This is a genomic window from Legionella sp. PC1000 (assembly GCF_014109805.1).
Lineage (GTDB): Bacteria > Pseudomonadota > Gammaproteobacteria > Legionellales > Legionellaceae > Legionella > Legionella resiliens.
Window position 1 is genome coordinate 690,092 of record NZ_CP059400.1, and the last position, 24,718, is coordinate 714,809.

Genomic DNA, 24,718 nt, shown 5'->3' on the forward strand with positions numbered 1-24,718 from the left:
GAATCCATGCGTATTCAACCTCTTTATTTAATTTCTTAATTGTTCAATTTGTTTTTTTACATCGCGCAACTGCGCATTAATTTCAACTTTATAATTAAACTGTTTCTCTTGATGCAATTTCTTTTGCAATTGCTCTGATTTTCGTTCTAATTGATTCAGAGCCTGATAACGACTTAACAGCTGCTCAATGGACTCATCTTGACGTTTAGTTAGGGGAATTAACTTTTGTAAGAGAGAATGATAAAGGCTTTTCAAATCCAATGCTTGTGGTAAATCGGACTTTTGATATCGCTTGGCTATCCAGGCACTTTCAAAGTAATCCCCGACTACCCACGTGGTTGAATCAGCATCGCTAACCCGTTTATATGCTGCTCGGTACTGAATACTTTGGTCCTCATAAATCACAAATAAAATGGGGGACGGTATGGCCTTGTCAATGGTTTTTAAGAGTTCATTGTTAAGTTCGCTGCCCTTAAGAAAAAGCTCAAAGATTTGAATTTCTTCAACACCCTCTTTTGAGGATAAATTGATCGTTTCAGGAGAAAGTTTATAAGCCCAAATCATTCGTTCAACTTGTGCTGTGAATAGATTTTTAATGGTTGTATTAGCTTGAACCGATTCAAATAATTTTTTTTTGGTTATCTGTCTATTTACAGCCGCTTTATCAGGAAAAGCCAGCAAATCAAGCACGATTTTCTCCTTCTATTACGATAAAGCTAAGAAGTTCAAAATCATCTAATCCTTTGATTGAATCGACTAATGCAGTGGTTTTCCGTTGAGTAAACAAACTATCAATATCTTTTTCTTCTTTGACCTGAATGATCGATTGGATGGTTTTACTCAATAAATCTGAATAAAAGCCCATATTACGGCCATCATCTGTTTTCTTATTAAAGTTCTCGCAAATGTCTAATATAGGTTCATCGTATCCTTTACAGTTAGCCCTGAGCAGATCCAATATTTGTTTAACCGCCGTATGATCAGTAATAACCCCGCCATTTTTGCTGATATAGACCAAATAATAGGGATGCAAACGATTATGTTGGTTTATGTTTATGCCTTGTTGTCTGTTTCTTAAAGTAAATACAACACCAGGATATAATCCCTTATCAGGACATGCTGGTAACACAGCATGCATACCACCCGGTAGGTGGTCTAAATCTCCATGATGTTTAACATAATTCACTAAATCCATTCGAAAGTCATTTAATCCTAAATCGGTAATATTGACTCCTGTTTTTAAATCTTCCATTTCAATCACTTCGTCCTGTAAACGCTGTAATTGCTCTTTTCTGTATGAAACATCATTAGCCTGTGCTGATAAAACATTATCATCGCCCGTTGCTGTAACATCGACAATGACCATGCGGTTTTCTACACGTTCTTTTAGGTTAATATACTCATCTAAAGAGATGTCAGGCCAATAATTAACCAACTGTATTACTTTATTTTTGGAGCCTATTCGATCAACTCGACCAAAACGCTGTATGATGCGTACAGGGTTCCAGTGAATATCATAATTAATCAGGTAATCACAATCCTGTAAGTTTTGGCCTTCTGAAATACAATCAGTGCCAATTAATACATCAATCTCTTCAGGTTCGTCTGGTACTACTTGTTCTTTTTGTAGGGAAAGAGGGGAGAACAACGTCAAGATAGTTTGAAAATCATATCCTTTTTTTAAGGTAGTAATCGCACCGTTACTTCCTGTTACTTTTGCACAATGTATACCCTGATCTTTTAATATGGGTGACAAATAACCATATAAATAATCAGCGGTATCAGCAAAAGCTGTGAAAATTAATATTTTTTTGTTTCCTGGATTAATAGGATTAGCAATTTTATTAGCGATATGTTGATTGAGGCTTTGAAGTTTTTCATCATCTTTAGGAATGATTTTTTCCATCACATTGAGTAATTCACTAATAACCTTTAGATCCGCTTTTAGATCAAATTCCCAAGAGGGTAGATCCATATCAGCAAAATTAATTTGAACTTTACCACCTGTTCTGAAGTCACCCAGATCGGAAAAGTCCTCATCCTCTGCTTCTAATTTATCTAATGAATCTGCTAAATCATGTATAGATGAAACTTCTCCATTGCTTTTAAATAACTCAATTTTGTTCAAAATATATGTGTGGTTGTTTTTTAATGATTTTAAAGTTAAACGAAATGCTTCAACTGAGCTTTCCAATCGTTTGAGCAAATTTGTAGTCATTAATGACTGTAAACTTCTTTCACGATCAACTTGTCGTAGTTTTCCTTTACCGCCTTCAACAGTGGTATCATATAAATCTTCATATTTCTTTATTCGACTCGGCAATATATAGCTTACAGGTGCATAGACGGACAATTTCAGTCGTAAAAGTTCTTGATAAATTTCATTAAAATCAGGAGTATCTTTGCGAGTAGTTAGAGGGCTGCGATAAGAAATTGGTTTTAACCGAGTTGGGAATGACCCAATTTCTGACGTATCATAGAATGTTTCAATATGTTTTCTCGAACGTGCAATTGTAACGCTATCCAGTAACTCAAAGAAATCAAAATCAAGCACATCTAAAATAGCTTTAGCGGTGCGTTGCTCAATTGGTAATTTGCTCCAGGCGTTAAAAGCGGCTTGAGCTTGCTTAAAAATTTCTTCAATACTTTTCCCTGTCTTTAATTTATCCCTGAGCGTTTCTGACTCCCCTTCATAAGCTAGGGCCAATTGATTTCGCAAATCATTAAATCGGTTATTTACTGGTGTCGCGGATAACATGAGAACTTTGGTTTTTACGCCATCCTTGATAACTGCATTCATAAGTTTTTGATAACGGGTCTCTTTATCCTTATAAGCCTCATTGTTTCTAAAGTTATGTGACTCATCAATGACAACCAGATCGTAATTACCCCAATTTATTCTATCCAATTGGATGCCAAATGATTCTCCAGATGTTCGTTGTAAGTCGGTGTGACATAGGACGTCGTAGTTCAAGCGATCTTTTGCTAACAAATTAGTCTTAAGGTTTTTATTATAGTTAAGCCAATTATTTGCAAGCTTTTTGGGGCAGAGCACTAGAACAGATCGGTTTCTGAGTTCGTAATATTTGATGACAGCCAGTGCGGTAAAGGTTTTACCAAGTCCAACACTATCAGCCAAAATACAGCCATTGAATTTTTCAAGTTTATTGATAATGCCAGTTGCTGCATCTTTCTGAAAATTAAATAGCTTATTCCAGACAACCGTATTTTGATAGCCAGTCAAGTCATTAGGTAGAATATCTTCATTTAAATCTTCCAAAAACTCATTGAAAATGTTGTATAAAATAAAAAAATACATTTTTTCTGGAGAGTTTTCTTGATACACAGATTCTATGTGGTAACAGACTGTTTCAGTAACATCTTGAACTTTTGAGGTATCATTCCAAATTTGATCAAACATTTGCAAGAAGGCTGAAGTGTTCTGAGAAGTATTATCTTTACTGATGAAATTAGAGATCGCATCACCTTTTTGATAACCTAAATCAACTGCAGTAAAACCATTTATCATGGTATAAAGGCATTGTTCTGGGTTCGAATCTACGCAAGCAAACTGCTGCATAGGTGACTTGGTTGAATTAGAACGAAATTTAACCTTTTCCCTTATCCATGCAGCACACTCTTTAGCAATCGCTCGCTGATTAAGTTTATTCTTTAATTGTATTTCAAACTCAGTTCCATAAAGGTTTTTTTCTCGCATCTTTTTGGGAATATAAAATTCTCTATGCTCTTTCCTCAGTTTGTCAGTTACATCATTGGGAACAAACGCTGGTTTTGTAAAAATAAATTGTAATGATTCAATTTGGCTTAATTCTTTTTTTAGTGCTTCAAATGCATAAATAGAAAAATACGATGCAGCTATTTTTAATTTAGATCCGGGGTGTAGTGATTTTTTAAGTTCATCACCCCATAAATTATAGGTGTTATCTATCAGCTGCATAGGTTGTATTTCTCATTCAGTATTAACTCAAGAAGTACTCAAACTTTCATTGTTTGAGGCATTTGCTTCACCTTGTTTTACCCAACTGTCAACATCTTCTTTCTTAAACTTCCAAAGTCGTCCAATTTTATGGGCTGGCATTCCTTTATCATTAATCCATTTATAGACAGTATCTCTTTTCACCCCGAGATACTCCCCAATTTCATCAACCGATAACCACCTATCATTCATTGCTTTTCTCTTATGATTATTTTTGCAATATAAAAACAAGTATAGCCAATGAAAAACTAGATTACATTAGGCTAAAGAGGTTTAAAACCGGCTTATGCTAATGAATTTATTTTGATTAATCAATTTACAGGCATGAATATAGTCAGAGTGTACCAATATTGATTTATTTGATGGGGGGATCTGTTCTTTAAAGTCTCAAAAATCATAGAACAGATCTGGTGTTACAGAATTAAAAGAGTTAATGACCAATCAACATGGTGAAATAATGAAATAGGTTGTGTGCCTTCGAAGGTCCTAAAAACTCCTTTCCAGCCAATACCTGGCTGAGCATCAATGGGCTAGCTTCAAGTATTTGAGCCAGCTCTTTGCAGTCCAATTTACTGTATGACAGAATATAATCAATCAAATATTTCTGAGTATCTTTTTTTAATTGAAACTTAACATCAATAACAGGTTCCGAAACTTCGATAAAACATTCCATGTAAAACATCCTCGCTTTCATATTAATACGGCATAGTCCAGTCAAAAAACAGTAAACCATAGCAGTGATATCGATAAAATTAGTTTTTTTCCTAGAAAAGATCAGAGGCAAAATGCAATTTTGATCAATTTATTACCTGTCTGGTCTTTTCTCTTAAGTAGCCGCTACAATCTCGGAGAGTTCGGAATCTTTTGTTTGCTCTATAACAGGTCTGATTCTTTTTGCGATTAAGTAAAGGAAAACAGCACCTAGTATTGCCCACATACCCAGCTGGTTAAATACATGCAGGTAATCACTATTGGATAGTAATGGATTAGTGGTTTCACCTTGGGTCATAGCATTGGAAAAGTAATGTGATAAAGATGCTGATACCCCTGATACCATCATCCAGGTGCCCATAAGCACGCCTTGTAAATGCGGAGGGGAAATTTTGCCAATCATGGCATAGCCGACTGGTCCTATCAGTAACTCTGCAATTGCTTGCGTGGTGAAATGGAGCATTACCCAATAAACACTAACATATCCATACTTATTAGAAGAGAGGATACCGCTGGATAGGCAGAAGAAAGAACCTGCTAATATCAGAAATGCCCAAACAAATTGTTTGGTTGTTGATACATTATATCCTTTTGCTTGCAGTCTTGTTAGCGCAAGTGATAACAAAGGAGCACCGATAATGACCACCATAGCATTAATATTCACAAGCCATTGGGTTGCCATTTCATAATGGAATAAATGTTTATCGACATTGTTTTTAATAAACAGGGTTATGCCCATTGGGCCTGTGAAGTAGATCATCCAGAATAAGATTGATGTTACTGTAAGTATTAGAAAAGCTGTAATCTTTTGCTTATCCAAAATCGACTTTTGTTGGTGGCCAAGATATAAAATGACAAAAAACATAATGACGCTCAGGCCCACTACAACTCCATTACTGAATTGAGCTTTATGAAAACAAAGTAGGGTGAATGGAATAAGAGATAATGTAATTCCCAAGCCAATTGTTTTTTTGAAGTTTAGTGACGCTTTGTTTTTTACTTTGAACAACGGTGTGTCTCGATCATTCAAGTCTGTCCAGTAACCCCACACGAGTAAAATGGTAATTAAGTTTGGAGTTATGCTGGCATAGAGTAGAGTTTGATATTGGTTGGAGTAATCAAAAAATCCGCTAATGATGTAGCCTGCGCAAAAGCCTACATTCATGTAGGAATAACTCAAGAAAAAGGCTTTATCCCTGCGGTTATCATCAGGCGCGAAGCGTTGTGTCAGTATACTGTTGTATGCGGTGGTGTTTAAGCCACATCCTACCAGAAATAAACTCAGTCCAAGATAAAGCAAAGACTTAACTGAAAGCGCCAAAAATAAAATACCGATCGTTTGTATGGCTGTGGTAATCAAAAATAAGGATCTGTTACTTAGATATCTTCCACCAACCACTCCGCCAAGTAAATGCAGAACATAGTTAAAGGCTAGAAATAAACCAACAATGCTGTTTGAAAGGGCATTGGATAATCCTAATTGTTTAGTGAGAAATAGCGATAATGAGGAATATAGAATCGCGTAGGAAAAGGTTGAAAAAGCCTGTATTAGATATAGTGGCATGATTCCTTTTGGCATTTCTTTTGATAACAGCATATTTTTTCCCTAAAGCTATTTTGGAAGGTGACTCTATCATTAAAAATGGATAAACTTAATCCCTTTTTGCAATTATCCTGAGTTTCAATGGACGATAATTGAAATTGCTGTATAGGTGTTTAGGAATGAACAAAATTAGTAGAGTTTCATGGGATGAAGTTAAGCCTCAAGTAAAGCAAGTCAACGAATCGATATATCGTGTCATTGAAGAAATTAAACCTGCTAAAGAAATTCCATTCTTTGTGGCTCGTTATAAATTTGGTGAACATTTCGGTATTAAAAATCATGCTTATCTGCCAACTAGCAGTGGTCAAATGGAAAAAATTGACAGCAAGCACACAGATAACGAGTTATTCAATCATCTAGGTTATGGCAAAAATAGCCTACCTTTGGGATTAATACTGGATAAGTTTTGCGAGTGGCATTATTTTGGTGAAGATGAACGTATCTTTCCAGACTGTGTTCAAGGACCTGGTGCAATTTTTAATATGCAGGTTATTTTTGATGAAGATCAGACAGTAGATAATAATGTGCTCTCTGTCTCATCAGGGGCGCTTTCATCCTTTTTATTACCGAGTATCGGTTGTAAAAGAAAGCATGCACGAATTCAGAAGTATTTTAATGTTGCTGTTCCAGCGCCCAAGTCTCCGTATGAACATTACCTAGTATTCAAAGAGATATTAAGGGATAAAAATACTATCGATAACTGGCATAGTGAGATTCTTTATTTTTCAGAGCAGTTTATTAATGAAGTGAAACATAATGATAAATGGCTTAAGCTGAAACTATACTTCTCGGAGTCATTAAGGAAAAAGCTGACCCAAAATACTTACGATGCTTCTTGTAACGATTTATTTCTCAGTGCCAAAAGCATTAACCGTTTCAGACCTACACCATTTATCATGGATACGGCAAAATATATTTTTAATATTTGCATGGGCTCAGGTATTGGTGTGAAGCCAGCTATTGACGAGCAATACTTTCCGGTTAAGACAATCCAGAAAATTTATAATGAATGTTATGACTTAGAATACACCGCGACAGTTATGGTTCCATCAGCCATGAATGGACGGTCCGATAGTGTTTACTATCCTTTACAGTGTCCCTTCGCCAAAATTAATACATTTAAAACCAATCAAAGTAATAGTGCCTATAGTGAACTGGAAATGCTAAAAAATGTACTATTGGCTTATCAGTCGGAGTTTACCGCAGATAATAGTTCTGCTTTTGGAAGTATGCTTTACCATGTAAGCAAACAAACGGAATTTTCTTTTTACCACTATAAATCCTCTAGTAATAAGAGCATTAATAGTTCTGAAGAATTAGAGGATACGGATAACAGATTTGCTTTTTCTTATTGCAGTGATAAAACGCAATTTGCCAGTGATGCAAAGTTATTTAGAGGTTGCGTTAGATTAAGAAAACTATAAGGTATTTATCATTTCAGTATGAAATCATCTACTGTCAGATTGAGCAATCTCAAGTATTTGTTGCTAATTGCTTTTTTTTCGATTGGAGGAATATACACTGTCGTTATTGAAGAAATAACCACTTGATCAAGATAGCTGAGTTTAATCCACTCTAGTCTTGGGGAGCAAGTGGGCAGGGAGGGTGCCTCATAAAGACAGATGGAGAAGTCTGCTGGATAATAACCACTTAGATAATCTTTTAGTATTGATAGATTTTTAGTTTTTTTCCCATCAACTCTACCGAAGTTTGCAACCTGACAAAGTATTAAATGCGCATGGACATCGATGCATCGTTCAAATAATACCAACTCTGTAGCTTCTATCGAAAAACAACCCTGATCACCTGGGTCAATTTCAAGATCACTAAACAAGCAGTCCTGGGCTGATACTGCAGGTAAAATAATGGCTTCACCACCATTTTTTTTAATTTGTCTTACTGCATTAAGTGCCGAGTCTGCAAAGAAAGTAGGATGACCGTAAAAAACAACGCATAAAATTGAAACCTTCTTATATTGTTCAATAATGTGATTTGTCAGAGACTGATATGCTTCAATTCTTTTTTCGCTGCTAAAATAGATAGAATCCAACGATTCAGAGTTTTTAGCTTCTCGTTGAATCCATTGTTTTAGGTTATCTTCATTTACAAGATAAAGTACCTTATCCGCATTTTGGATAACACGTTTTGTTTCTTCGGTTAGATGGGAAATCGATTTTATTCCCGATCCTACTACTATAAGTTTATGCATTAATTCGTTTTTGATTCTCTATGATATTGCTATCAACTTTGTAGGAATTTTGTATTGAAACTATTTTATTGGCATTAGCCTGTCTTTGTTTATTTTGATTGATATTTAAGAGTAAGTCTTTGTGGCTTATCAAATACTCATTCCCTACAGCATATTCAAGTTTGTCCATTAAACTCATTTGATATTCCTTATATTGAATTTGATAGCCATTGTACAAATAAAATTCTTATAGGTATAGCTTAAAAAAATATTTGCAGTGATGTGCTCAATATGCTCTAATAAATACTCGAAACGAGTATTTTGATTTATGAGTTACAGGAGTTGAGAAATCATGGGCAATATTCACCTAATCCCCCGACTAATTCGCTTAAGAGATGCACCAACCTATGTAGGTATGGATCGCCATCGATTTAATAAAGATGTCAGACCTAATTTAGTTGAAATTCCAATGGGAGTTCAGGGAGTTGCTTTTGATCGACTTGATTTAGATGCTTGGGTAGACGATTATATACAGTGTAGTGGTCGTCCCGCGGCAGTTGAACGTAGGAGTTTGGAGTTATGGGACGAAAAAGAACGCCAGGGCTGCAAAAGCGTGGCAGCGTCTGGTGTATTGACAAAAAGGTCTTCGGACGACGACTTTGCGAAAGCACTAGTACTGACAACCTCGAAGAGGCGGAAAAGTATCTCGCAAGGCGTCTTGAAGAGATAAGACTCGCAACAGTTTACGGTGTTCGCCCAAAGAGAACATTCAAAGAAGCTGCTACTAAATTTCTGATGGAAAACCAACACAAGCGTAGTATCAGTGATGATGCTGGACGTTTACGAGAATTGGTGAAGTACATTGGTGATACGTCTATTGAAGCAATTCATATTGGTAGTTTGCAATCCTTTATTGAAGGTCGAAAAAAGGATGGCGTGAGTATGAGAACTATTAATCATGGTTTGAAAATAGTTAGGCGTATATTAAATTTAGCAGCTAGTGAATGGATGGATGAATTCGGCTTAACCTGGTTAAACTCAGCGCCAAAGATAAAACTTTTACCTGAGCCAGATTTAAGGAAACCTTATCCATTAAGTTGGGATGAACAGCATAAGCTATTTCAGCAGTTACCGGAACATCTGAAAAATATGGCTTTGTTTGCCGTAAATACAGGGTGTCGGGATCGTGAAATATGTGAATTGCGCTGGGATTGGGAAATACAAATTCCAGAATTGCCACACATCATCGTTTTTATTGTACCAGGTGAACTGGTCAAAAATGGAGAAGAACGGCTGATTGTTTGTAATGAAACAGTTCGGGAAGTGATAGAAGGGGAGAGAGGTAAACATCCTACTCATGTCTTTAGTTTTAAAGGTCGACCATTAAGTCGTATGTTATCGACTGGTTGGCGACAGGCTAGAGAAAAGGCGAAATTGCCTGAAGTAAGAGTGCATGATTTAAAGCATACCTTTGGTAGACGATTGAGAGCTGCAGGGGTAAGTTTTGAAGACAGGCAAGATTTACTTGGGCATCGTTCAGGTAGGATTACAACTCACTATTCTTCAGCTGAGCTGCAAAGTTTATATCAAGCTGCGAATAAGGTTTGTGAAAATCGTAAAAGCGGAGTGATATTAACGTTATTGCGAAACCCAAAGAGTAGACCTGCCAGTCAAAATACTCTAAGGGAAAATCACGTAAGTTTGTAATTGCGTGATCTAGGTCACGCAAAAGTCACGCAAGAACTTTTGTATTAAAACAGGTAATCAACGTAACTTATTGATTTTAAAGGTCTAAATTGGTGGGCCCACTAGGACTTGAACCTAGGACCAACGGATTATGAGTCCGCTGCTCTGACCAACTGAGCTATGGGCCCGGAGAGGGGGTCATTTTAAACTTAATTTGTTTAATGTTCTAGTTTTTTTTGTGATTTTTTTAGGGATTTTCCTCTCCCATTCGGGAGAGGGTAGGAAAGGGTAAAGAGGTCACAAATCCTTTTTATCCTTCCTCTTTATTTGAATCATTAACCTTCATCACCTTCAAGGAAACTTCTCAGTTTTTCTGAACGAGAGGGGTGACGCAGTTTGCGGAGGGCTTTGGCTTCGATTTGACGAATTCGCTCACGAGTTACGTCAAATTGTTTGCCTACTTCTTCCAGAGTATGGTCGGTGTTCATTTCGATACCAAAACGCATACGAAGTACTTTGGCTTCTCTTGGGGTTAAAGTTTCCAGGATTTCCAGAGTTGCCTCGCGCAGGCCCTCAGCAGTGGCCATGTCGATTGGTGATTCAATGTTATTGTCTTCAATAAAGTCACCTAAGTGTGAATCATCATCATCACCCACCGGGGTTTCCATGGAAATAGGTTCTTTAGCAATTTTTAAGACTTTGCGAATCTTGTCTTCGCTCAATTCCATTTTTTCAGCCAATTCTTCGGGGGTGGCTTCACGGCCAGTTTCCTGAAGTATTTGTCTGGAAATTCGGTTGAGCTTGTTAATTGTTTCGATCATGTGTACCGGAATACGGATAGTACGCGCTTGATCGGCAATCGAACGGGTAATTGCCTGTCGAATCCACCAGGTTGCATAGGTAGAGAACTTGTAACCGCGACGGTATTCAAATTTATCTACTGCTTTCATCAAACCGATGTTCCCTTCCTGAATTAAATCAAGGAATTGCAAGCCACGATTGGTATATTTTTTCGCGATGGAAATAACCAGACGTAAGTTGGCTTCAACCATTTCCTTTTTGGCGCGCCGTGCTTTAGCTTCGCCAATGGACATTTTACGGTTGATGTCCTTAATTTCGGCAATCGTCAAACCATATTCGGCTTCGAATGCGACCAATCGAGATTGGATACGCAGAATTTCCTCGGCATATTCCTGGATACGGTCCACGTCGAGTTTTTTACCGTGTTTACTGGTAAGTGTGTTGAGCCATTCCATGTCCGTTTCTTGGCCTGGGAATGTATCAATAAACAGCTTTCGCGGAATACGCGCTTTTTCAATGCAAAGGCGCATAATACCACGCTCGAATTCTCTTATGTGGTTACGTAGTTGACGGAAATGACGTGTTAAACGATCAACCTGTCTGGAGGTCAGCTTGAGCTTTAAGAACGAGTCAGACATGGCTTCCAATGCTTTCAACGCCTTAGCGTGTTCTCTTCCAAACTCTTTTAATACAGCGGTTGCTTCTTGATAGGTATCGCGTAATTCATCAAAATAAATTTTTGCTTGCTCTGGGTTTGGACCATCATCGACTTCCCCAATGCCCCCTTCACCGTCTTCATCTTCTTCATCATCAGAAAGAAGTAGATCATCTTGTCGATCTTCATCCAGCATGGAGCCAATGCTCGCAGCAGGAGCTATTTCATCTTCAACATCGGAGAAGCCACTAATAATTTCATTCAGACGAATTTCTTGAGCATTGAAACGATCATAATCGTCAAGCACTAACTGGACAGTTTCCGGGTAATTAGCCAAAGATTTAAGTACTTGGTAAATACCTTCTTCAATGCGTTTTGCAATGCGAATCTCGCCTTCACGGGTCAACAGTTCGACTGTACCCATTTCACGCATGTACATGCGGACCGGATCGGTTGTACGGCCAGTTTCCTTGTCCACAGAAGCAAGGACCATTGCAGCTTCTTCGATATCTGGAACTTCTTCTGTATTGAGCAGAAGCGCCAGTTCATCATCGCCAGGCGGCAATTCAAATACTTTGATGTTCATACCTTCCAGCATGCTGATAATGACATCAAAATGTTCAGTATCGACTATATTAGGCAGCAAGTCATTGATCTGACTGTAAGTCAAATAACCTTGCTCCTTACCTAGGCTAATGACTTTGGTTATCTGTGAGCTTTGCTGTTCTTGATCATTTATGGTCATAGGCACTTCTCTAGGGACAATTGGACATTATCCTAAAAAACAATGAAATCTACAGCAGCACATACACTAATTGGATTGCTTGCTTCTTTAGGATTACAAAATCTTATAATTATAAACCGGGAGGCTGCAACATACCAGTAGTTTTTCATTGCTTTTTTCTGGACATCTTCTTTACAAGAGTCTAGCACATGATGGGACACTGCATGAGCTAAGGTTAATACCAATTGCATTATCCAAACTCGGGCTGCTCCAGAACTTAGCTAGGTACCAGTTTAACAAGGAGTTCTTTTAGTATGTTTTGTAACTTTATTACTAACTCTTATTCAGGAACCCGATATTCCCAAGCAACGAGAGCAAAGCCACAGCAACACGCATTGGTGTAAGTGCTGTTCCTAGTAAGTCCACGATAACTAAACTGACTTAAACGATGCATTTCGATATGACTCAAACGAGTAACCTCTCCTACAAGTAATTGCATGTCTGAGTGGTTAATTCATTTTTTATACAAAATGTTCAAATAAAGCTATAATTACACTTGTCTATCGAATAAGTTTATTTGTCCTTTGCGGATTAAGAAGTATTAATGTGAAAAATAGACCTAAACATTTTGTCGAGAAAATTAATCGTGCTTATGAACTGGTTACAAGTATGAAGGAAGGATATGTTTGGCGAGGTTCTAGCGATTATAGTTTTAGCTATCCAGATGGAGTGCAGTTAAACACCAAAAAAATTATCGAGAAAGCGTCTCTTGAGGGGGATATTACTATATTGGATATTGGAACCTCAAATGGAGTATTTATTTCTGCGAACGATACGGAAATAAACAAAGGGCTCAAACACAAGCATAGAGTGACAGTATACGGCATTTCGGCAACTGATGAACGTACTCCTGTTGATAATAATATACCTAATGAAAAATATTTTACTGGGAATGCAGAACATTTAGGAGATCCAAATTATAAAGAATTTAGAGGAATTGCCTCGCAGCAATTCGATTATATTTTTTCCAGCAAAACATTTATGCATTTGGTGGATCCAGTTTCTGCAATAATTGATGCTTACAATAAATTGAAGCCAGGCGGTACATTGGTAATCGATGAATTTACTCTCAAAGGGTGTGAAGGGCGTTTACAAGATATTATCACGCACCTAAGGCAACAAGGTCATTGTGTTGCCGTATCGTTAGATAATCAGACAGGCGTCATACACCAATTTTGCATAAAAAAGACCGACAAGTCCCTCGAGTTTCCTCTTGAATACGATGAGCATCGGATTGGTTATGTACCATTCCCTCAGCTAGAAAAGGACAACCGCAGTAATCTTGAAAAGATCGCTGCTGCACGAACTCTTCTTGAAAGTACGTTAGAGAAAGCCGAGTTATCTGCATTCAAGGAATTTGCTTCCCTTGAAGCCTTATTGAAAAGCAAACAATATCTCGCTCTCCCTCATAAACAGCAGGAATATTGCATACTCTACGTTGTTGCAAAAGAACTTAGTGCTTCTGCATCAAAACATCCATCACAATTGAGTTCGACAAACAATTTTTTTACGAGTAATCCCATTTCATTACAAAAGATTCTTAATCTGAAACAATTATGTTTTGACAAGGGTGTTGAAGGTGGGCGTATTCTTTCTGGAGATTTATTTGGCGTGGGTTTAGGGAATATCTTAATTAACAGCAAATATCTTCCATTAGCAACCAGATTGAATTTGATCCGCTTAACCGCCTGTCAAAATATGTTAAGCATGGATCTTGAAAATTCCGTAGAAAATGCAAAGGCGTTTGCTCAAATGAATGTTCGACTTAGTAAAGTAGACTATTTGCATAACGAGAGTCTTTTTAGCGCAATATGCGACACTTTATCTCAGCCCAGACCATCACAACCCATGAACGTGGTTATGGGTAGAAAATTTACTGAAAATTCGCAATTTTCTGAATTAAGTCCTCATTTCAATGAGACATTAAAATTTCTTTATCAATACAAAGAGCATTTTTGTAATCAGTTACAAATAAAACTGGAAAATTCTTCTTATAACTTCACGAAGATTACATGTATTGGTACTCCAGGTCATTATTCCTTCAATCTACTTGCAGAAAGCCATTATTCCGGGGACACGCCTGAAGAATTTATAATTCCAGCTTCCCAATTTCTTGCCATTATGAATCAGGCGTACAGTACTATCCATCGGCAAGAACTGGTCGCAGAAAAATTGCCTCTTATTTTTGATTCATCCACTTTGGTTGCTTATCTAAATAGTAATCTAGGAATCACAGGCATTACTACGCTTGATAGTTTGAGCCAGAATTGTATGGTAGAAGAAATAAGCGGCACGGAGGATCATGATAGCTATAAAATTAGCGTCAAAATGGAACATTCAGAAGATGTTGAAGAGATTATGATTTCCAAAGAGGAACTCTCTGAATTAATACAGCAGCAGCAAAGTGCGTCAATGGAGAGCGGTTTTTTCTAATTTCAAATATGACGCTCTTTTAACATCTCCTGTAACTTTATTTTCTCTGCTTCATCCAAGCCTTGTTGACGCGATTTATTAATCAGTTGACGTATGGTTAATTCACGATTTTGTTTTTGTAAAAACACCATAATATCAATAAATTCTTTGACCAATTCTTGTTCAGGAACACAATGCTCCCAGGCTGCGAGTTTGTTTATGGAGTCAAAATAAGGATGGTTACGCCATGATTCAATGAGTGTTGCGGTAGTGGCTTGTGGATTTGTTGCGAGTTGGTGTAACAGGTGTATTAAAATTTCATGTTCTTTAGCATCCAAAAGCTCGAGATTAATGTGCTGTTTGATCTGCGTATAAATTTCTGGATGTTGTAAGAGTAAGGCAACAGCAACACGCATTGGTGTACGCGCTATAGTCATTGCTTGTTCATGCGGGGCTGTATTCGATCCCTCGGTAACCATCTGGCTTAAGCGATGTGTTTCAATATGAGTTAATCGGGCAAGATCTTCGATAAGTAATTGCTTGTACGAGCCCTCATTCATTTTTTGTAAAAAAGGTTTGGCCAAATTAATTAATTGAGTCTTTCCTGCAGGACGAAGCAAATTGAGGTCTTTGGCTAAGCCATCAAAGAGAAATCGATGCAGTGGAATGGCTTGCTTAAGCTGATTTAAAAAATGGTCTTTGCCCTCATTGCGGACCATACTGTCCGGATCATGTCCATCGGGTAAAAACATAAAACTGGCATCGAGTCCCAGGTTCAAATGCGGCAAGCTGCTTTCAAGTGCGCGCCATGCAGCTTGTTTTCCCGCATTATCGCCATCGAAACAAAAAATCAGCGATTTTGTATGTTTGGCAAGAAGTTGAATGTGATAAGTACTGGTTGCGGTACCTAAAGTGGCTACTGCATTCATAATGCCATGTTGGGCTAATGCAATCACATCCATATAGCCTTCAACCACAATAATGTAATCTATGGTTTTTTGTTGGCTTAGAATTTGGTGTAAACCATATAATTCTCTGCTTTTTTGGAAAATGACCGTTTCAGGTGAATTAAGGTATTTAGGTTTTTGTGCAGCGTCCAGGACACGCCCACCAAATCCTATGATGCGTCCATGGCGGTCATGAATAGGGAACATGACGCGGTTTCGGTACCGATCATAAATTTTTCCCTCTTCGTTTTTAATTAACATCCCGGTTGCAAGCAACTCACGTTGGTTGCGAGGAAATGCTTTTTCAAGATGATGCCATCCTTCAGTAGCATATCCTAATTGATACCGTTTCGCGATCTCTCCACTTAAGCCTCGGCCACGTAAATAATCGATGGCAAGTTGCCCTTCATGTTTTAATTTTTTTTGATAATAAAGGCTTACGGAAGACAAGAGTTTATACAGATCCTGGGCTGGATTATTTTTTTCAGTTTGTTTGTCTCGAGGAATTGCTAAACCCAGGCGAGTAGCCAGCGTTTCAACCGCATCAACAAATCCCTGATTGAGGTAATTCATGACAAAGCTGATGGCATTGCCTGAAGCGCCACAACCAAAGCAGTGATAAAACTGCTTTTTAGCAACGACATTAAACGAAGGAGATTTTTCATTATGAAAAGGACAGCACGCAATATGACTGTTCCCTCTTTTTTTCAAGGGAACATAGCTGTCAATTAATTCAACCAGATCTGTTCGGAGAAGAAGATCATCAATGAATGGCTGCGGGATTAAGCCAGACATATTGATCCTTAACTTAACTTAACCTTTATCATGGCACTCACTTGGGCCATATCAGCACGTCCTTGCAAGCTTGGCTTTAAGAGTGCCATTACTTTACCCATGTCAGCCATTTTTTCAGCGCCAGTTGACGTAATGGCGTCTTGAACCATTTGTTCAATTTCTGCAGCAGATAAAGGCTCAGGCAAATATTTCTTCAGGACTTCCAATTCATATTGCTCCTGAGCGACCAAATCGTCTCGATTCGCTTTTTCGTATTGGGCTATGGATTCTTTGCGTTGTTTGCTCATTTTATCCAAAATTACCAACATCCGCTCATCATCCACTTCGATGCGCTCATCTACTTCGACCTGTTTTACTGCGGCAGTGATTAAACGAAGCGTGGATAAAAGTTCTTTATCCTTAGCCCGCATTGCATCTTTGACATCATTATTGAGGCGTTCTTTAATCGTCATTTTTATTCCTTAAAGTCTAATAAGCAGCTCGGCCCTTAATGTACTCTGAAAAGCAAAAGGCCACGAAATACGACACCATAATCATAAAGCAATTGTGACTATGCGAAGTATATGTGGCCTTGGTAAAAAATACAGGAACAGACAGATCCTATTTACGTCGGCGTTTTCCGCCTTGTTGTTTTGCTGTCATATCACGAGAAATTTTCTTCAGATGACGTTTTACTGCAGCAGCTTGTTTACGCTTACGCTCAGCAGTTGGCTTTTCATAAAATTCACGACGGCGTAATTCGGTTAAAATACCGGCTTTTTCACAAGAGCGCTTGAAACGGCGCAGTGCGTATTCTGGGTTTTCGCCTTCTTTGACGCGAACGGTAGGCATTAACTAGTCCTCTGGTTATTTGATCTTAATAGGTGGGCAATTCTAGTGCTAGTTGAAGCACTCGTCAAGTTTTAAACTATAAATTTTATGAATTCCTAGTGGATTTGATACTTGGATAATAAATTAAGGGTTAAATATTAAATAGATGAATGTCACTACACTGTCCTAATTGATCAAAGACTCTCGATATTTTACCGAAATCGCCAGGTAAGCCTTGGGCGAGTACTCCTTATGCTGTGTTTTCTTCATGAGGGGGGTAAGGCTTACTTAAATGCGCAATAAACTCTTTGGTAAAGGCGTATATAAAGCGTTGATCAACTTTTGTGTACGCCATTTTAATGCTCCAAAGTTGAGTAACCAAGGGCTTGAATTGCTTCTGTTAGGCAAACAAATGTATCCAACTCGTGCTAGCTATTATTGTTTGATTAATGATCAAATTATTCGTTAGATGCATTGAGAATCTACTCCCCCGATTAATGTGTTACAATTCTGGCTTTGATAATACTCTTAGATTAGGTTTTGTATGTTGATTTTGGGCATTGAATCTTCTTGTGATGAAACCGGAATAGCGATTTATGATTCAGATGCTGGTTTGTTGGCGCATGCCTTACATTCGCAAATAGATACGCACCGAGTGCATGGTGGTGTGGTTCCTGAGCTTGCTTCACGTGATCATATTAATTATTTAATTCCTTTGCTTGATAAAGTATTGCAACAAACAGGAATTGATAAAAAAGCATTGGATGGCATTGCCTACACTGCAGGTCCAGGTTTGATTGGTGCATTACTGGTAGGTGCTTGTTTTGCAAAAAGCTTAGCATATGCATTACAAATCCCAACTTTGGCCATTCATCACCTGGAAGCGCACCTTTTAGCTGCAAAAATGGAAACCCCATCACTCGAATTCCCCTTTATCGCACTTTTGGTATCTGGTGGTCATTGCCAATTAGTTGAAGTTAAGGATTTAGGAGAATACCGTCTCCTTGGAGATACTCTGGATGATGCAGTAGGTGAAGCTTTTGATAAAACCGCGAAACTCATGGGCATACCTTACCCCGGGGGTCCGGTACTTGCCGCCCTTGCCGATCAATGTGAAGCTACGCCTTATCGGTTTCCCCGCCCCATGACCGATAGGCCGGGTCTGGATTTTAGTTTCAGCGGGTTAAAAACCTTTGCATTAAACACTTGGAACCAAAGCACAAAAGATGAGCGGGCACGTGCTGAAATTGCCAAGGCGTTTCAAGAAGCAGTAGTTGAAACCCTAATGATTAAATGCAAGCGGGCTGTGCAAGAATCGGGATACAAGCAATTGGTTGTGGCGGGTGGAGTCGGGGCAAATAAAGCATTGCGTTTAGGCTTGCGCGAATGGATTGAGGGTATTGGCGGCACAATTTATTTCCCTGCTTTGGAATATTGTACCGATAATGGAGCGATGATTGCTTATGCTGGATGTTTACGGATGTTAAGGGGTGAAAAGGATTTAAGTAGTGGGGTAGAGGTTAAGGCAAGATGGCCTTTGGCTTGATTTTTGCAATCCCTGAAAATCTTTGAAAATAGATCATTCAGGGATTTCTAGACTTTAAAATCTGTGCTTGTTTTATTTTATTTCTCTTCAGGCTTCTTTGTTTTTGCTTTCGGTGCAGCAGTTTTTTTAGCTCTGGTCTTTTTTTCAGATTCCTCGGCTTTTTTACTGGTCTTTTTGGTGGCTTTAGTTGTTTGCGTTGGTTCAGGCTCAGCCACTACCGTTTCAGTGATGATGACTTCTTCTATCTCAATTATTGTTTCTTTGGGCATCGTTTCAGTTTTTTTGGGAGGAACGGCGTTCTCCACTTTGGCCTCCATCATAGTATCAAGAACATCTTCCTTTAATTTAATGTGAGGTTCTTTTTTATCAATAAGACGCACAATGTTTTCTTTATGTTTATAGACGACTAATAAGGCCATAATGAATATAGGCAGGAAAATATCCAGACGCTGGATAAGTAATAGCGAATAAAATGGAGCAAAACCAATCGCTGTTATAGAAGCTAAAGAGGCATAACGTGAAAATTTGGCGACGATTAACCAGGTTGCCGCAACTAAAATGCCAACAATGAAATGAAAACCTAAGAGCGCACCAATCGCTGTAGCAACTCCCTTTCCGCCTTTGAAGTCAAAAAAAACAGGGTACATATGGCCGATAACTGCAGCCAAAGCAGTAAAGCCTACGGTCGCCGGTCCTGCACCCAAGAGTTTGGCGATGAGTACAGGAATAGTACCTTTCAACAGATCGGCAGCCATAACCATCGCCGCATATTGCTTTCCTGCAATGCGCAAGACATTGGTAGCGCCAGGATTTTTTGAACCCTCTGTGCGTGGGTCGGGCAAAGAGCAAGCCTTGCAGACGATGACTGCAGAGCAGATAGATCCCATTAAATAAGCAAGAACTACCAAAAATATAAATAATATCACCGATTGCTCCTTTTCCGGAAAGTAACTTATTATCAATTAATCTTTATTTGCAAGCAAGAGGCTGGAAATTTAAGGGTAATCGACCACTGCTCACATGCGATGAGTTGTGATTGTAATCGGTTGACCTCCTCCTACGTCCCGTGGCTTGTCCGCGGGATCCAGATTTAGCGATCACTCATGGATACTGCGCATAAAGCCTGAGAGATCCTCACAAAATCGAAACAGGAAAATACCTATTCTACATCTACAGTGATGCCTGAAATACTGTCATCTCTGCCTACGCAGGGATGAAAGCCTTTTTGACTTCGATAGGGTGTCCATCCCTTAGACTGGATGGATTCAAGTAACCAATGATTTCTACCTTTTCGATTTTGTGAGGATCTCTCAGGCATAAAGCGCGGAATGTATTTTTTTGATTTGGAGTTTATAAATATAGGGCTTGTAAGTCGTTGGTGTAACGTCTGCCAAAAGCAGTAACTTGCCAGTATGTATCCGTGAGGGTTATTAGTTTTTTTTGCTCTGCTGTTTTGAGTTTAGGGAGTAAATAATTCAATGGCAAGCTTGTAGTTTGCGTGAAGAGTTCTAACGGGATGGCTTGCTCCAATCGGGTGGCGTTGAGCATAAATTCAAAAAGAAGATCTTGGGGGTTAACTGTCTCTATACTCGCCAAAAAAGGTTTGCCGTAATCAAGATATTCTTTAGGCTGACGATGTTTGCGTGTTCTTAGTATTCCATTTTGGGTGGTGATTTTGCCATGAGCACCTGCCCCTATGCCCAGGTAATCACCGAATAACCAGTAATTTAAATTATGTTGGGCTTGTCGCGCAGGTTTGGAAAAGGCGGAAATTTCGTAGCGTTCAAAACCGGCTTCTTTAAGTAAAGCGAGTCCTTCTTCTTCCAGAATCCAGGCTTCGTCTTCAGAAGGTAATGGAGGTTTTTCTTTATAAAATACTGTATTGGGTTCTATGGTTAATTGATACCAGGACAAATGCTCTGGTTGGTGCGCTATCGCAGCACGTAAATCCTCAAGTCCCTGCGCTACACTTTGCTTGGGCAAACTGTGCATGATATCCAGATTTAAGTTGTTGAAACCGGCATTACGTGCGGAGTCGATGGCACGATGTGCCTGTTGTGCGTCATGGATGCGCCCCAGAGTGTAAAGATGCTCCGGATTAAAGCTTTGAATACCCAAGGAAAGCCGATTAATACCAATTTGCCGATACTCAGTAAAGCGTTGCTGTTCTACTGTCCCTGGATTTGCCTCCATAGTGATTTCAATATCTTGGGCAAAGGACAAAAGATACTTTAGTTCAGTGAATAAGGTATCGTAGGCTTGAGCAGAAAAAAGGCTTGGGGTACCTCCGCCAATAAAAATGGAACAAATTTCACGGGTTTCAACGTGCTGCAAATCAGTTTTTAAATCAGCAATTAGGGCTTGAACATAATTTTGTTCCGGTAAAATCTCAGGACTTTTATGGGAGTTAAAGTCACAGTAAGGACATTTGCGAATGCACCATGGAATGTGGATGTACAACGATAAAGGAATCATTACTCTTTTTAGACTGGCTTGTTTGAGAATGCAATAGTATCATGTTGCGAGTTTTCAAACAAAAAATGTAATCATTCATGTTGTGTTCTTCCCGCTTAGCGAGAGAGAGTTTTCGATGATTACCTGAAAAACAAGAGGAAATCACATGACAAATAAACGAGTTAGAGTTGCTGTTACTGGAGCAGCTGGACAAATTGGTTATGCATTATTGTTTCGGATCGCTTCGGGACAAATGTTTGGTGCAAATACTGAAGTGGAATTAAATTTGCTTGAGCTTGAAGCCGCACTCCCTTCTTTGGAAGGAGTTGCTATGGAGTTGGACGATTGTGCCTTCCCCTTATTGAAGCGTGTGATTTGTACTTCGGATATGAATAAGGCAATGGACGGGATAAACTGGGCGTTATTGGTAGGCTCTGTGCCTCGCAAGCAAGGTATGGAACGTTCTGATTTATTGCAAATTAACGGTGGAATATTCACCAAACAAGGCCAGGCGATAAATGATTATGCAAGTGATGATGTGCGCGTATTTGTAGTCGGTAATCCATGTAATACAAACTGTTTAATCGCCATGAATAACGCTAAAGACATACCTAATGATCGTTTTTATGCTATGACTACCTTGGATGAATTAAGATCACGCACGCAATTGGCAAAGAAAGCAGGGGTCGATATTACTGCGGTCACGCAAATGACTATTTGGGGAAATCATTCTTCCACTCAATATCCTGATTTTTATAATGCGAAAATCAATGGAGTTTCTGCAGCTAAGGCTATTGATGAGTCTTGGTTGAAAGAAACTTTTGTTTCGACTGTACAACAGCGTGGTGCTGCAGTAATTAAAGCACGAGGTTCATCTTCAGCCGCTTCCGCTGCCAATGCCGTTATCACTGGTGTCAATCATTTAGTTACTGATACTCCTGCTGGAGAATCATTCTCCATGTGCCGTAGTTCTAAAGGGGAGTATGGTGTGGATGAAGGTTTAATCTTCTCCTTCCCTTGCCGACGTGAACATGGTGAATTAAAAGTAGTTGAGGGTTTGCCTTTTAACGATTATGGCCGTGAAATGTTTGACAGAACTTTAGATGAGCTAAGACAAGAGCATGATACAGTGAAGTCTTTAGGCTTATTGGATTAAGGATAATTTCTTTATGTAGCCTGGGTGAAGCATCGCTGTGGAACCTGGGTTCCTGCTATTTTTATCAATTAAATTTGTGGCTTGGAATACTCATCTTCTGCCAATGAAGGATGCTCTTGATGATTTTTATATTCTTCACTTTGGTATATTTGAAAAAATTCAGAATCATCTAAAGTTTCTTTAGCTTTGGAATTACGTAGAAGCGTAGAAATTGAGCGCCCATTAGATAATATTCCGTTCAGCCTCTCTACGAGTTGTTCCACCTGGACGAATGGATTCGGATCTTCTGGCAGTAATTCAGGCAAATATTGGATTATTGCATGAGCTATTTGCTCATCAGTTAAGTAAAAAATTAAGCGTGTGCCCGAGATCTGGATAAAATTTTCTTTGGACTCCATAATTAAACGCGATAAAAAATCTGGATCTTTTTTCAAATGTGAAATAAGTCTTTGACTAAATCCAAGTTGTTCTCGATGAGCGATTAACTGAGAATGCAGGCTGGGGTCTTGCTCCGTAAAGGTTTTTTCGGACATTGCATTTAACCAGGGGACAAAGTCGACATCTTGTAGATGGTTGTGGAATGGGAACCTTGGTGAGGTTTTAGATTGAACAAGGTACATATCCCAATCAATAGCAGGCATGTGATGTTGTGCAGCCAAAGAATTCATTGAATTTTTTATAGGCTCAAAATTTATACCCCATTTCAAAAAGAGAGACAAGGCGGCACCTACTGTTTTTACCAGCTCAATGAAAGTAGCCTTTTCATTGGGCTGATAATTTTCGATTGCTTCCTTGAGCTCCTGGATTTCAAAAAAAGTATATTTTCCGCTATTTCTTGGTCTTACCAAATAAAAAACGGATTCAACGGCATTTTTTAGCGCAGAAAAAGGGTCATCCATAGATTTGCCCTCAACCGGAGTAGGCCCTTCTTTAAAAGTAGATTATAAAAAAAGAAAATGCCAAGTTTTTTACATATTGCCTTTAATAAAATTGAATTTTGCAAAAAAAGCGCTTTAATTCCGGTGTTTTCTGGTGCGGTGCAGCATGATTTGAGTTTCAGATTGATTCCGAAAAATTATCGAGTTAACGGTATGCTGCGTGGGTATCCGTGATTGTTTCGAGCCATTCTGATACAATAGTTTGCAATTTTTTCTTTATGTGGTGGAGATATGCAGTCTTTCAAAGTGAGCTGTGTGGTTACTATTGCCATTGTATTATGGGCTTCAGCATTCGTTGGAATACGCATTGGATTATCCGCCTATTCCCCAGGAGCACTTGCCCTTTTACGCTTTATAATCGCTTCACTGTGTATGTTGATAATCTACTATGGCTTAGGCATTAAAAAACGAGTGGTATGGAAAGATCGGCTTCAATTACTTCTTACTGGCATGGCTGGTATAGGTATTTATAATATTTGCTTGAATTATGGCGAGTTGAGTGTTTCTGCTGGCATAGCCAGTTTTGTTCTTGGGTTAATGCCGGTGTTGACTGTTATTTTATCGTTGATTTTTTTACAGGAGAAGCTGGCTCGTGGCGTTTGGGTCGGTATGATTATCAGTATATTAGGGCTGGCTTTATTGGCAATTGACAACAATTCAGAACCTGGAATGCAGCAGGGAATTTTGGCGATCCTGGTTTCTGCCTTGATGGGTGCGATTTTAACAATTATTCAAAAGCGCTTCGTGAGTGTTTATCATCCTGTTGCGATTATTGCTTGGGTGATGTGGGGGGGAACGCTGTTGTTATCCATATTTCTGCCTGACATGCTTCAGCAAATTCAAATTGCAGATTTTCAAACTACCGCAGCTGTTGTTTATATGGGTATTTTCCCCGCGGCGATTGCTTATTTGGCATGGGCTTATGCGCTGAAATATTTATCTGCTTCTAATGCATCCATCATGCTCTACGCCCTTCCTGTTGTATCAACCTTAATGGGATTTCTCTTGCTGGATGAACAACCTTCATTACTTTCTCTTGTTGGCTGCAGCATTACTTTGGCAGGCGCTTTTATCGCCAATCGCTTTCAAACACGCTTTTCTTTTGTTCAAGAAAATGCAACTTTTTAATTGATTAAAGAGCAATCAAAACGCGAGTCCCGTTTCGCTGCACCATAACCTAGTCATCTCTCTGAGTCCAGCAATAATCCAACGTCCCAGCCCCCACACTTGTTCGT

22 protein-coding genes and 1 tRNA gene are annotated in these 24,718 nt (G+C 38.8%); 7 read left to right on the forward strand and 16 right to left on the reverse strand.

Translation table 11 applies throughout. The features are described 5' to 3' along the window. Positions 1 to 27 precede the first annotated feature (27 nt). The 5 genes from FOLKNPGA_RS02965 to FOLKNPGA_RS02985 all read right to left on the reverse strand — a co-directional run bounded on the left by FOLKNPGA_RS02965 (position 28) and on the right by FOLKNPGA_RS02985 (position 6,305). Positions 28 to 690 (reverse strand): DUF4391 domain-containing protein, encoded by a 663-nt coding sequence (locus FOLKNPGA_RS02965; protein WP_182351684.1) that lies wholly within the window; start codon positions 688 to 690, stop codon positions 28 to 30. After that, on the reverse strand, positions 683 to 3,958 hold the full coding sequence (locus FOLKNPGA_RS02970) for a helicase-related protein (RefSeq protein WP_182351685.1): 3,276 nt from the start codon (positions 3,956 to 3,958) through the stop codon (positions 683 to 685). Before FOLKNPGA_RS02970 ends, FOLKNPGA_RS02965 begins: the two co-directional genes overlap by 8 nt. Positions 3,959 to 3,985: 27 nt before the next feature. After that, positions 3,986 to 4,189 carry a helix-turn-helix domain-containing protein gene (locus FOLKNPGA_RS02975; protein WP_058468137.1) on the reverse strand — a complete coding sequence of 68 codons (204 nt, stop codon included), beginning with the start codon at positions 4,187 to 4,189 and terminating at the stop codon, positions 3,986 to 3,988. Between the two features lie 238 nt (positions 4,190 to 4,427). Next, entirely contained in the window at positions 4,428 to 4,670 is a 243-nt protein-coding gene (locus FOLKNPGA_RS02980; protein ID WP_182351686.1) for a hypothetical protein, read from the reverse strand. Between the two features lie 153 nt (positions 4,671 to 4,823). Next, the gene (locus FOLKNPGA_RS02985; protein ID WP_182351687.1) at positions 4,824 to 6,305 is read right to left on the reverse strand and encodes a peptide MFS transporter; all 1,482 of its coding nucleotides are present in this window, start codon (positions 6,303 to 6,305) and stop codon (positions 4,824 to 4,826) included. A 125-nt stretch (positions 6,306 to 6,430) separates the two neighbouring features. Between FOLKNPGA_RS02985 and FOLKNPGA_RS02990 the strand changes: the two genes are divergently transcribed. Beyond that, on the forward strand, positions 6,431 to 7,735 hold the full coding sequence (locus FOLKNPGA_RS02990; protein WP_182351688.1) for a hypothetical protein: 1,305 nt from the start codon (positions 6,431 to 6,433) through the stop codon (positions 7,733 to 7,735). 8 nt (positions 7,736 to 7,743) lie between these two features. Here FOLKNPGA_RS02990 and FOLKNPGA_RS02995 read toward each other — a convergent pair whose 3' ends face one another. Next, positions 7,744 to 8,520: an SAM-dependent methyltransferase gene (locus tag FOLKNPGA_RS02995; protein WP_182351689.1), complete on the reverse strand. Its 777-nt coding sequence runs from the start codon at positions 8,518 to 8,520 to the stop codon at positions 7,744 to 7,746. After that, entirely contained in the window at positions 8,513 to 8,698 is a 186-nt protein-coding gene (locus FOLKNPGA_RS03000; RefSeq protein ID WP_061636226.1) for a hypothetical protein, read from the reverse strand. The genes FOLKNPGA_RS02995 and FOLKNPGA_RS03000 overlap by 8 nt, the downstream gene beginning before the upstream one ends. A gap of 380 nt (positions 8,699 to 9,078) precedes the next feature. Between FOLKNPGA_RS03000 and FOLKNPGA_RS03005 the strand changes: the two genes are divergently transcribed. Then, on the forward strand, positions 9,079 to 10,206 hold the full coding sequence (locus FOLKNPGA_RS03005; RefSeq protein ID WP_370529178.1) for a tyrosine-type recombinase/integrase: 1,128 nt from the start codon (positions 9,079 to 9,081) through the stop codon (positions 10,204 to 10,206). 90 nt (positions 10,207 to 10,296) lie between these two features. Here the strand turns inward: FOLKNPGA_RS03005 and FOLKNPGA_RS03010 are convergent. The 3 genes from FOLKNPGA_RS03010 to FOLKNPGA_RS03020 form a co-directional block, all read right to left on the reverse strand. Continuing rightward, positions 10,297 to 10,373, reverse strand: a tRNA-Ile gene (locus FOLKNPGA_RS03010). A 147-nt stretch (positions 10,374 to 10,520) separates the two neighbouring features. Then, on the reverse strand, positions 10,521 to 12,386 hold the full coding sequence (gene rpoD / locus FOLKNPGA_RS03015) for an RNA polymerase sigma factor RpoD (RefSeq protein WP_182351690.1): 1,866 nt from the start codon (positions 12,384 to 12,386) through the stop codon (positions 10,521 to 10,523). Between the two features lie 319 nt (positions 12,387 to 12,705). Then, positions 12,706 to 12,864: a hypothetical protein gene (locus FOLKNPGA_RS03020; RefSeq protein WP_182351691.1), complete on the reverse strand. Its 159-nt coding sequence runs from the start codon at positions 12,862 to 12,864 to the stop codon at positions 12,706 to 12,708. Between the two features lie 107 nt (positions 12,865 to 12,971). Between FOLKNPGA_RS03020 and FOLKNPGA_RS03025 the strand changes: the two genes are divergently transcribed. Beyond that, positions 12,972 to 14,858, forward strand: coding sequence for a class I SAM-dependent methyltransferase (locus tag FOLKNPGA_RS03025; protein ID WP_182351692.1), 1,887 nt, complete (start codon positions 12,972 to 12,974; stop codon positions 14,856 to 14,858). Between the two features lie 2 nt (positions 14,859 to 14,860). Here FOLKNPGA_RS03025 and dnaG read toward each other — a convergent pair whose 3' ends face one another. The 3 genes from dnaG to rpsU all read right to left on the reverse strand — a co-directional run bounded on the left by dnaG (position 14,861) and on the right by rpsU (position 17,410). After that, positions 14,861 to 16,579: a DNA primase gene (gene dnaG, locus FOLKNPGA_RS03030; protein WP_182351693.1), complete on the reverse strand. Its 1,719-nt coding sequence runs from the start codon at positions 16,577 to 16,579 to the stop codon at positions 14,861 to 14,863. Between the two features lie 8 nt (positions 16,580 to 16,587). Then, positions 16,588 to 17,031, reverse strand: coding sequence for a GatB/YqeY domain-containing protein (locus tag FOLKNPGA_RS03035; RefSeq protein WP_182351694.1), 444 nt, complete (start codon positions 17,029 to 17,031; stop codon positions 16,588 to 16,590). Positions 17,032 to 17,179: 148 nt separating this feature from the next. Continuing rightward, positions 17,180 to 17,410 (reverse strand): 30S ribosomal protein S21, encoded by a 231-nt coding sequence (rpsU, locus tag FOLKNPGA_RS03040; protein WP_010652681.1) that lies wholly within the window; start codon positions 17,408 to 17,410, stop codon positions 17,180 to 17,182. Between the two features lie 271 nt (positions 17,411 to 17,681). Here rpsU and FOLKNPGA_RS03045 point away from each other — a divergent pair, with 271 nt between their 5' ends. After that, the gene (locus tag FOLKNPGA_RS03045) at positions 17,682 to 17,858 is read left to right on the forward strand and encodes a hypothetical protein (RefSeq protein ID WP_182351695.1); all 177 of its coding nucleotides are present in this window, start codon (positions 17,682 to 17,684) and stop codon (positions 17,856 to 17,858) included. A 75-nt stretch (positions 17,859 to 17,933) separates the two neighbouring features. Beyond that, a complete protein-coding gene (gene tsaD / locus FOLKNPGA_RS03050) occupies positions 17,934 to 18,935 on the forward strand; it encodes a tRNA (adenosine(37)-N6)-threonylcarbamoyltransferase complex transferase subunit TsaD (RefSeq protein WP_182351696.1) in 1,002 nt (333 codons plus the stop codon). Between the two features lie 77 nt (positions 18,936 to 19,012). On the opposite strand, the gene plsY is transcribed toward tsaD, so the two are convergent. Together plsY and hemW are read right to left on the reverse strand one after the other, a co-directional pair. Beyond that, the gene (gene plsY, locus FOLKNPGA_RS03055; protein ID WP_182351697.1) at positions 19,013 to 19,861 is read right to left on the reverse strand and encodes a glycerol-3-phosphate 1-O-acyltransferase PlsY; all 849 of its coding nucleotides are present in this window, start codon (positions 19,859 to 19,861) and stop codon (positions 19,013 to 19,015) included. 424 nt (positions 19,862 to 20,285) lie between these two features. Next, complete coding sequence (gene hemW / locus FOLKNPGA_RS03060) at positions 20,286 to 21,410, reverse strand: radical SAM family heme chaperone HemW (RefSeq protein ID WP_182351698.1); 1,125 nt, start codon at positions 21,408 to 21,410, stop codon at positions 20,286 to 20,288. Positions 21,411 to 21,555: 145 nt separating this feature from the next. Here hemW and FOLKNPGA_RS03065 point away from each other — a divergent pair, with 145 nt between their 5' ends. Next, positions 21,556 to 22,545: a malate dehydrogenase gene (locus tag FOLKNPGA_RS03065; protein WP_182351699.1), complete on the forward strand. Its 990-nt coding sequence runs from the start codon at positions 21,556 to 21,558 to the stop codon at positions 22,543 to 22,545. Between the two features lie 68 nt (positions 22,546 to 22,613). Here FOLKNPGA_RS03065 and FOLKNPGA_RS03070 read toward each other — a convergent pair whose 3' ends face one another. Beyond that, complete coding sequence (locus FOLKNPGA_RS03070) at positions 22,614 to 23,444, reverse strand: hypothetical protein (RefSeq protein WP_182351700.1); 831 nt, start codon at positions 23,442 to 23,444, stop codon at positions 22,614 to 22,616. 270 nt (positions 23,445 to 23,714) lie between these two features. Between FOLKNPGA_RS03070 and FOLKNPGA_RS03075 the strand changes: the two genes are divergently transcribed. Next, on the forward strand, positions 23,715 to 24,611 hold the full coding sequence (locus tag FOLKNPGA_RS03075; RefSeq protein WP_182351701.1) for a DMT family transporter: 897 nt from the start codon (positions 23,715 to 23,717) through the stop codon (positions 24,609 to 24,611). Positions 24,612 to 24,718 lie beyond the last annotated feature (107 nt).

Bases quoted from the DNA above. Each gene is read 5' to 3' on its own strand.
- FOLKNPGA_RS03005 (WP_370529178.1), top strand. From the start codon at position 9,079: ATGGGACGAAAAAGAACGCCAGGGCTGCAAAAGCGTGGCAGCGTCTGG.
- FOLKNPGA_RS03020 (WP_182351691.1), bottom strand. From the start codon at position 12,864: ATGCAATTACTTGTAGGAGAGGTTACTCGTTTGAGTCATATCGAAATG.
- FOLKNPGA_RS02975 (WP_058468137.1), bottom strand. From the start codon at position 4,189: ATGAATGATAGGTGGTTATCGGTTGATGAAATTGGGGAGTATCTCGGG.
- FOLKNPGA_RS02990 (WP_182351688.1), top strand. From the start codon at position 6,431: ATGAACAAAATTAGTAGAGTTTCATGGGATGAAGTTAAGCCTCAAGTA.
- FOLKNPGA_RS03065 (WP_182351699.1), top strand. From the start codon at position 21,556: ATGACAAATAAACGAGTTAGAGTTGCTGTTACTGGAGCAGCTGGACAA.
- FOLKNPGA_RS02995 (WP_182351689.1), bottom strand. From the start codon at position 8,520: ATGCATAAACTTATAGTAGTAGGATCGGGAATAAAATCGATTTCCCAT.
- FOLKNPGA_RS02980 (WP_182351686.1), bottom strand. From the start codon at position 4,670: ATGGAATGTTTTATCGAAGTTTCGGAACCTGTTATTGATGTTAAGTTT.
- FOLKNPGA_RS02985 (WP_182351687.1), bottom strand. From the start codon at position 6,305: ATGCTGTTATCAAAAGAAATGCCAAAAGGAATCATGCCACTATATCTA.
- dnaG (WP_182351693.1), bottom strand. From the start codon at position 16,579: ATGTCTGGCTTAATCCCGCAGCCATTCATTGATGATCTTCTTCTCCGA.
- FOLKNPGA_RS03045 (WP_182351695.1), top strand. From the start codon at position 17,682: ATGCGCAATAAACTCTTTGGTAAAGGCGTATATAAAGCGTTGATCAAC.
- FOLKNPGA_RS03000 (WP_061636226.1), bottom strand. From the start codon at position 8,698: ATGAGTTTAATGGACAAACTTGAATATGCTGTAGGGAATGAGTATTTG.
- rpsU (WP_010652681.1), bottom strand. From the start codon at position 17,410: ATGCCTACCGTTCGCGTCAAAGAAGGCGAAAACCCAGAATACGCACTG.
- FOLKNPGA_RS02970 (WP_182351685.1), bottom strand. From the start codon at position 3,958: ATGCAGCTGATAGATAACACCTATAATTTATGGGGTGATGAACTTAAA.
- hemW (WP_182351698.1), bottom strand. From the start codon at position 21,410: ATGATTCCTTTATCGTTGTACATCCACATTCCATGGTGCATTCGCAAA.
- tsaD (WP_182351696.1), top strand. From the start codon at position 17,934: ATGTTGATTTTGGGCATTGAATCTTCTTGTGATGAAACCGGAATAGCG.
- FOLKNPGA_RS03035 (WP_182351694.1), bottom strand. From the start codon at position 17,031: ATGACGATTAAAGAACGCCTCAATAATGATGTCAAAGATGCAATGCGG.
- FOLKNPGA_RS03075 (WP_182351701.1), top strand. From the start codon at position 23,715: ATGCAGTCTTTCAAAGTGAGCTGTGTGGTTACTATTGCCATTGTATTA.
- rpoD (WP_182351690.1), bottom strand. From the start codon at position 12,386: ATGACCATAAATGATCAAGAACAGCAAAGCTCACAGATAACCAAAGTC.
- FOLKNPGA_RS03070 (WP_182351700.1), bottom strand. From the start codon at position 23,444: ATGGATGACCCTTTTTCTGCGCTAAAAAATGCCGTTGAATCCGTTTTT.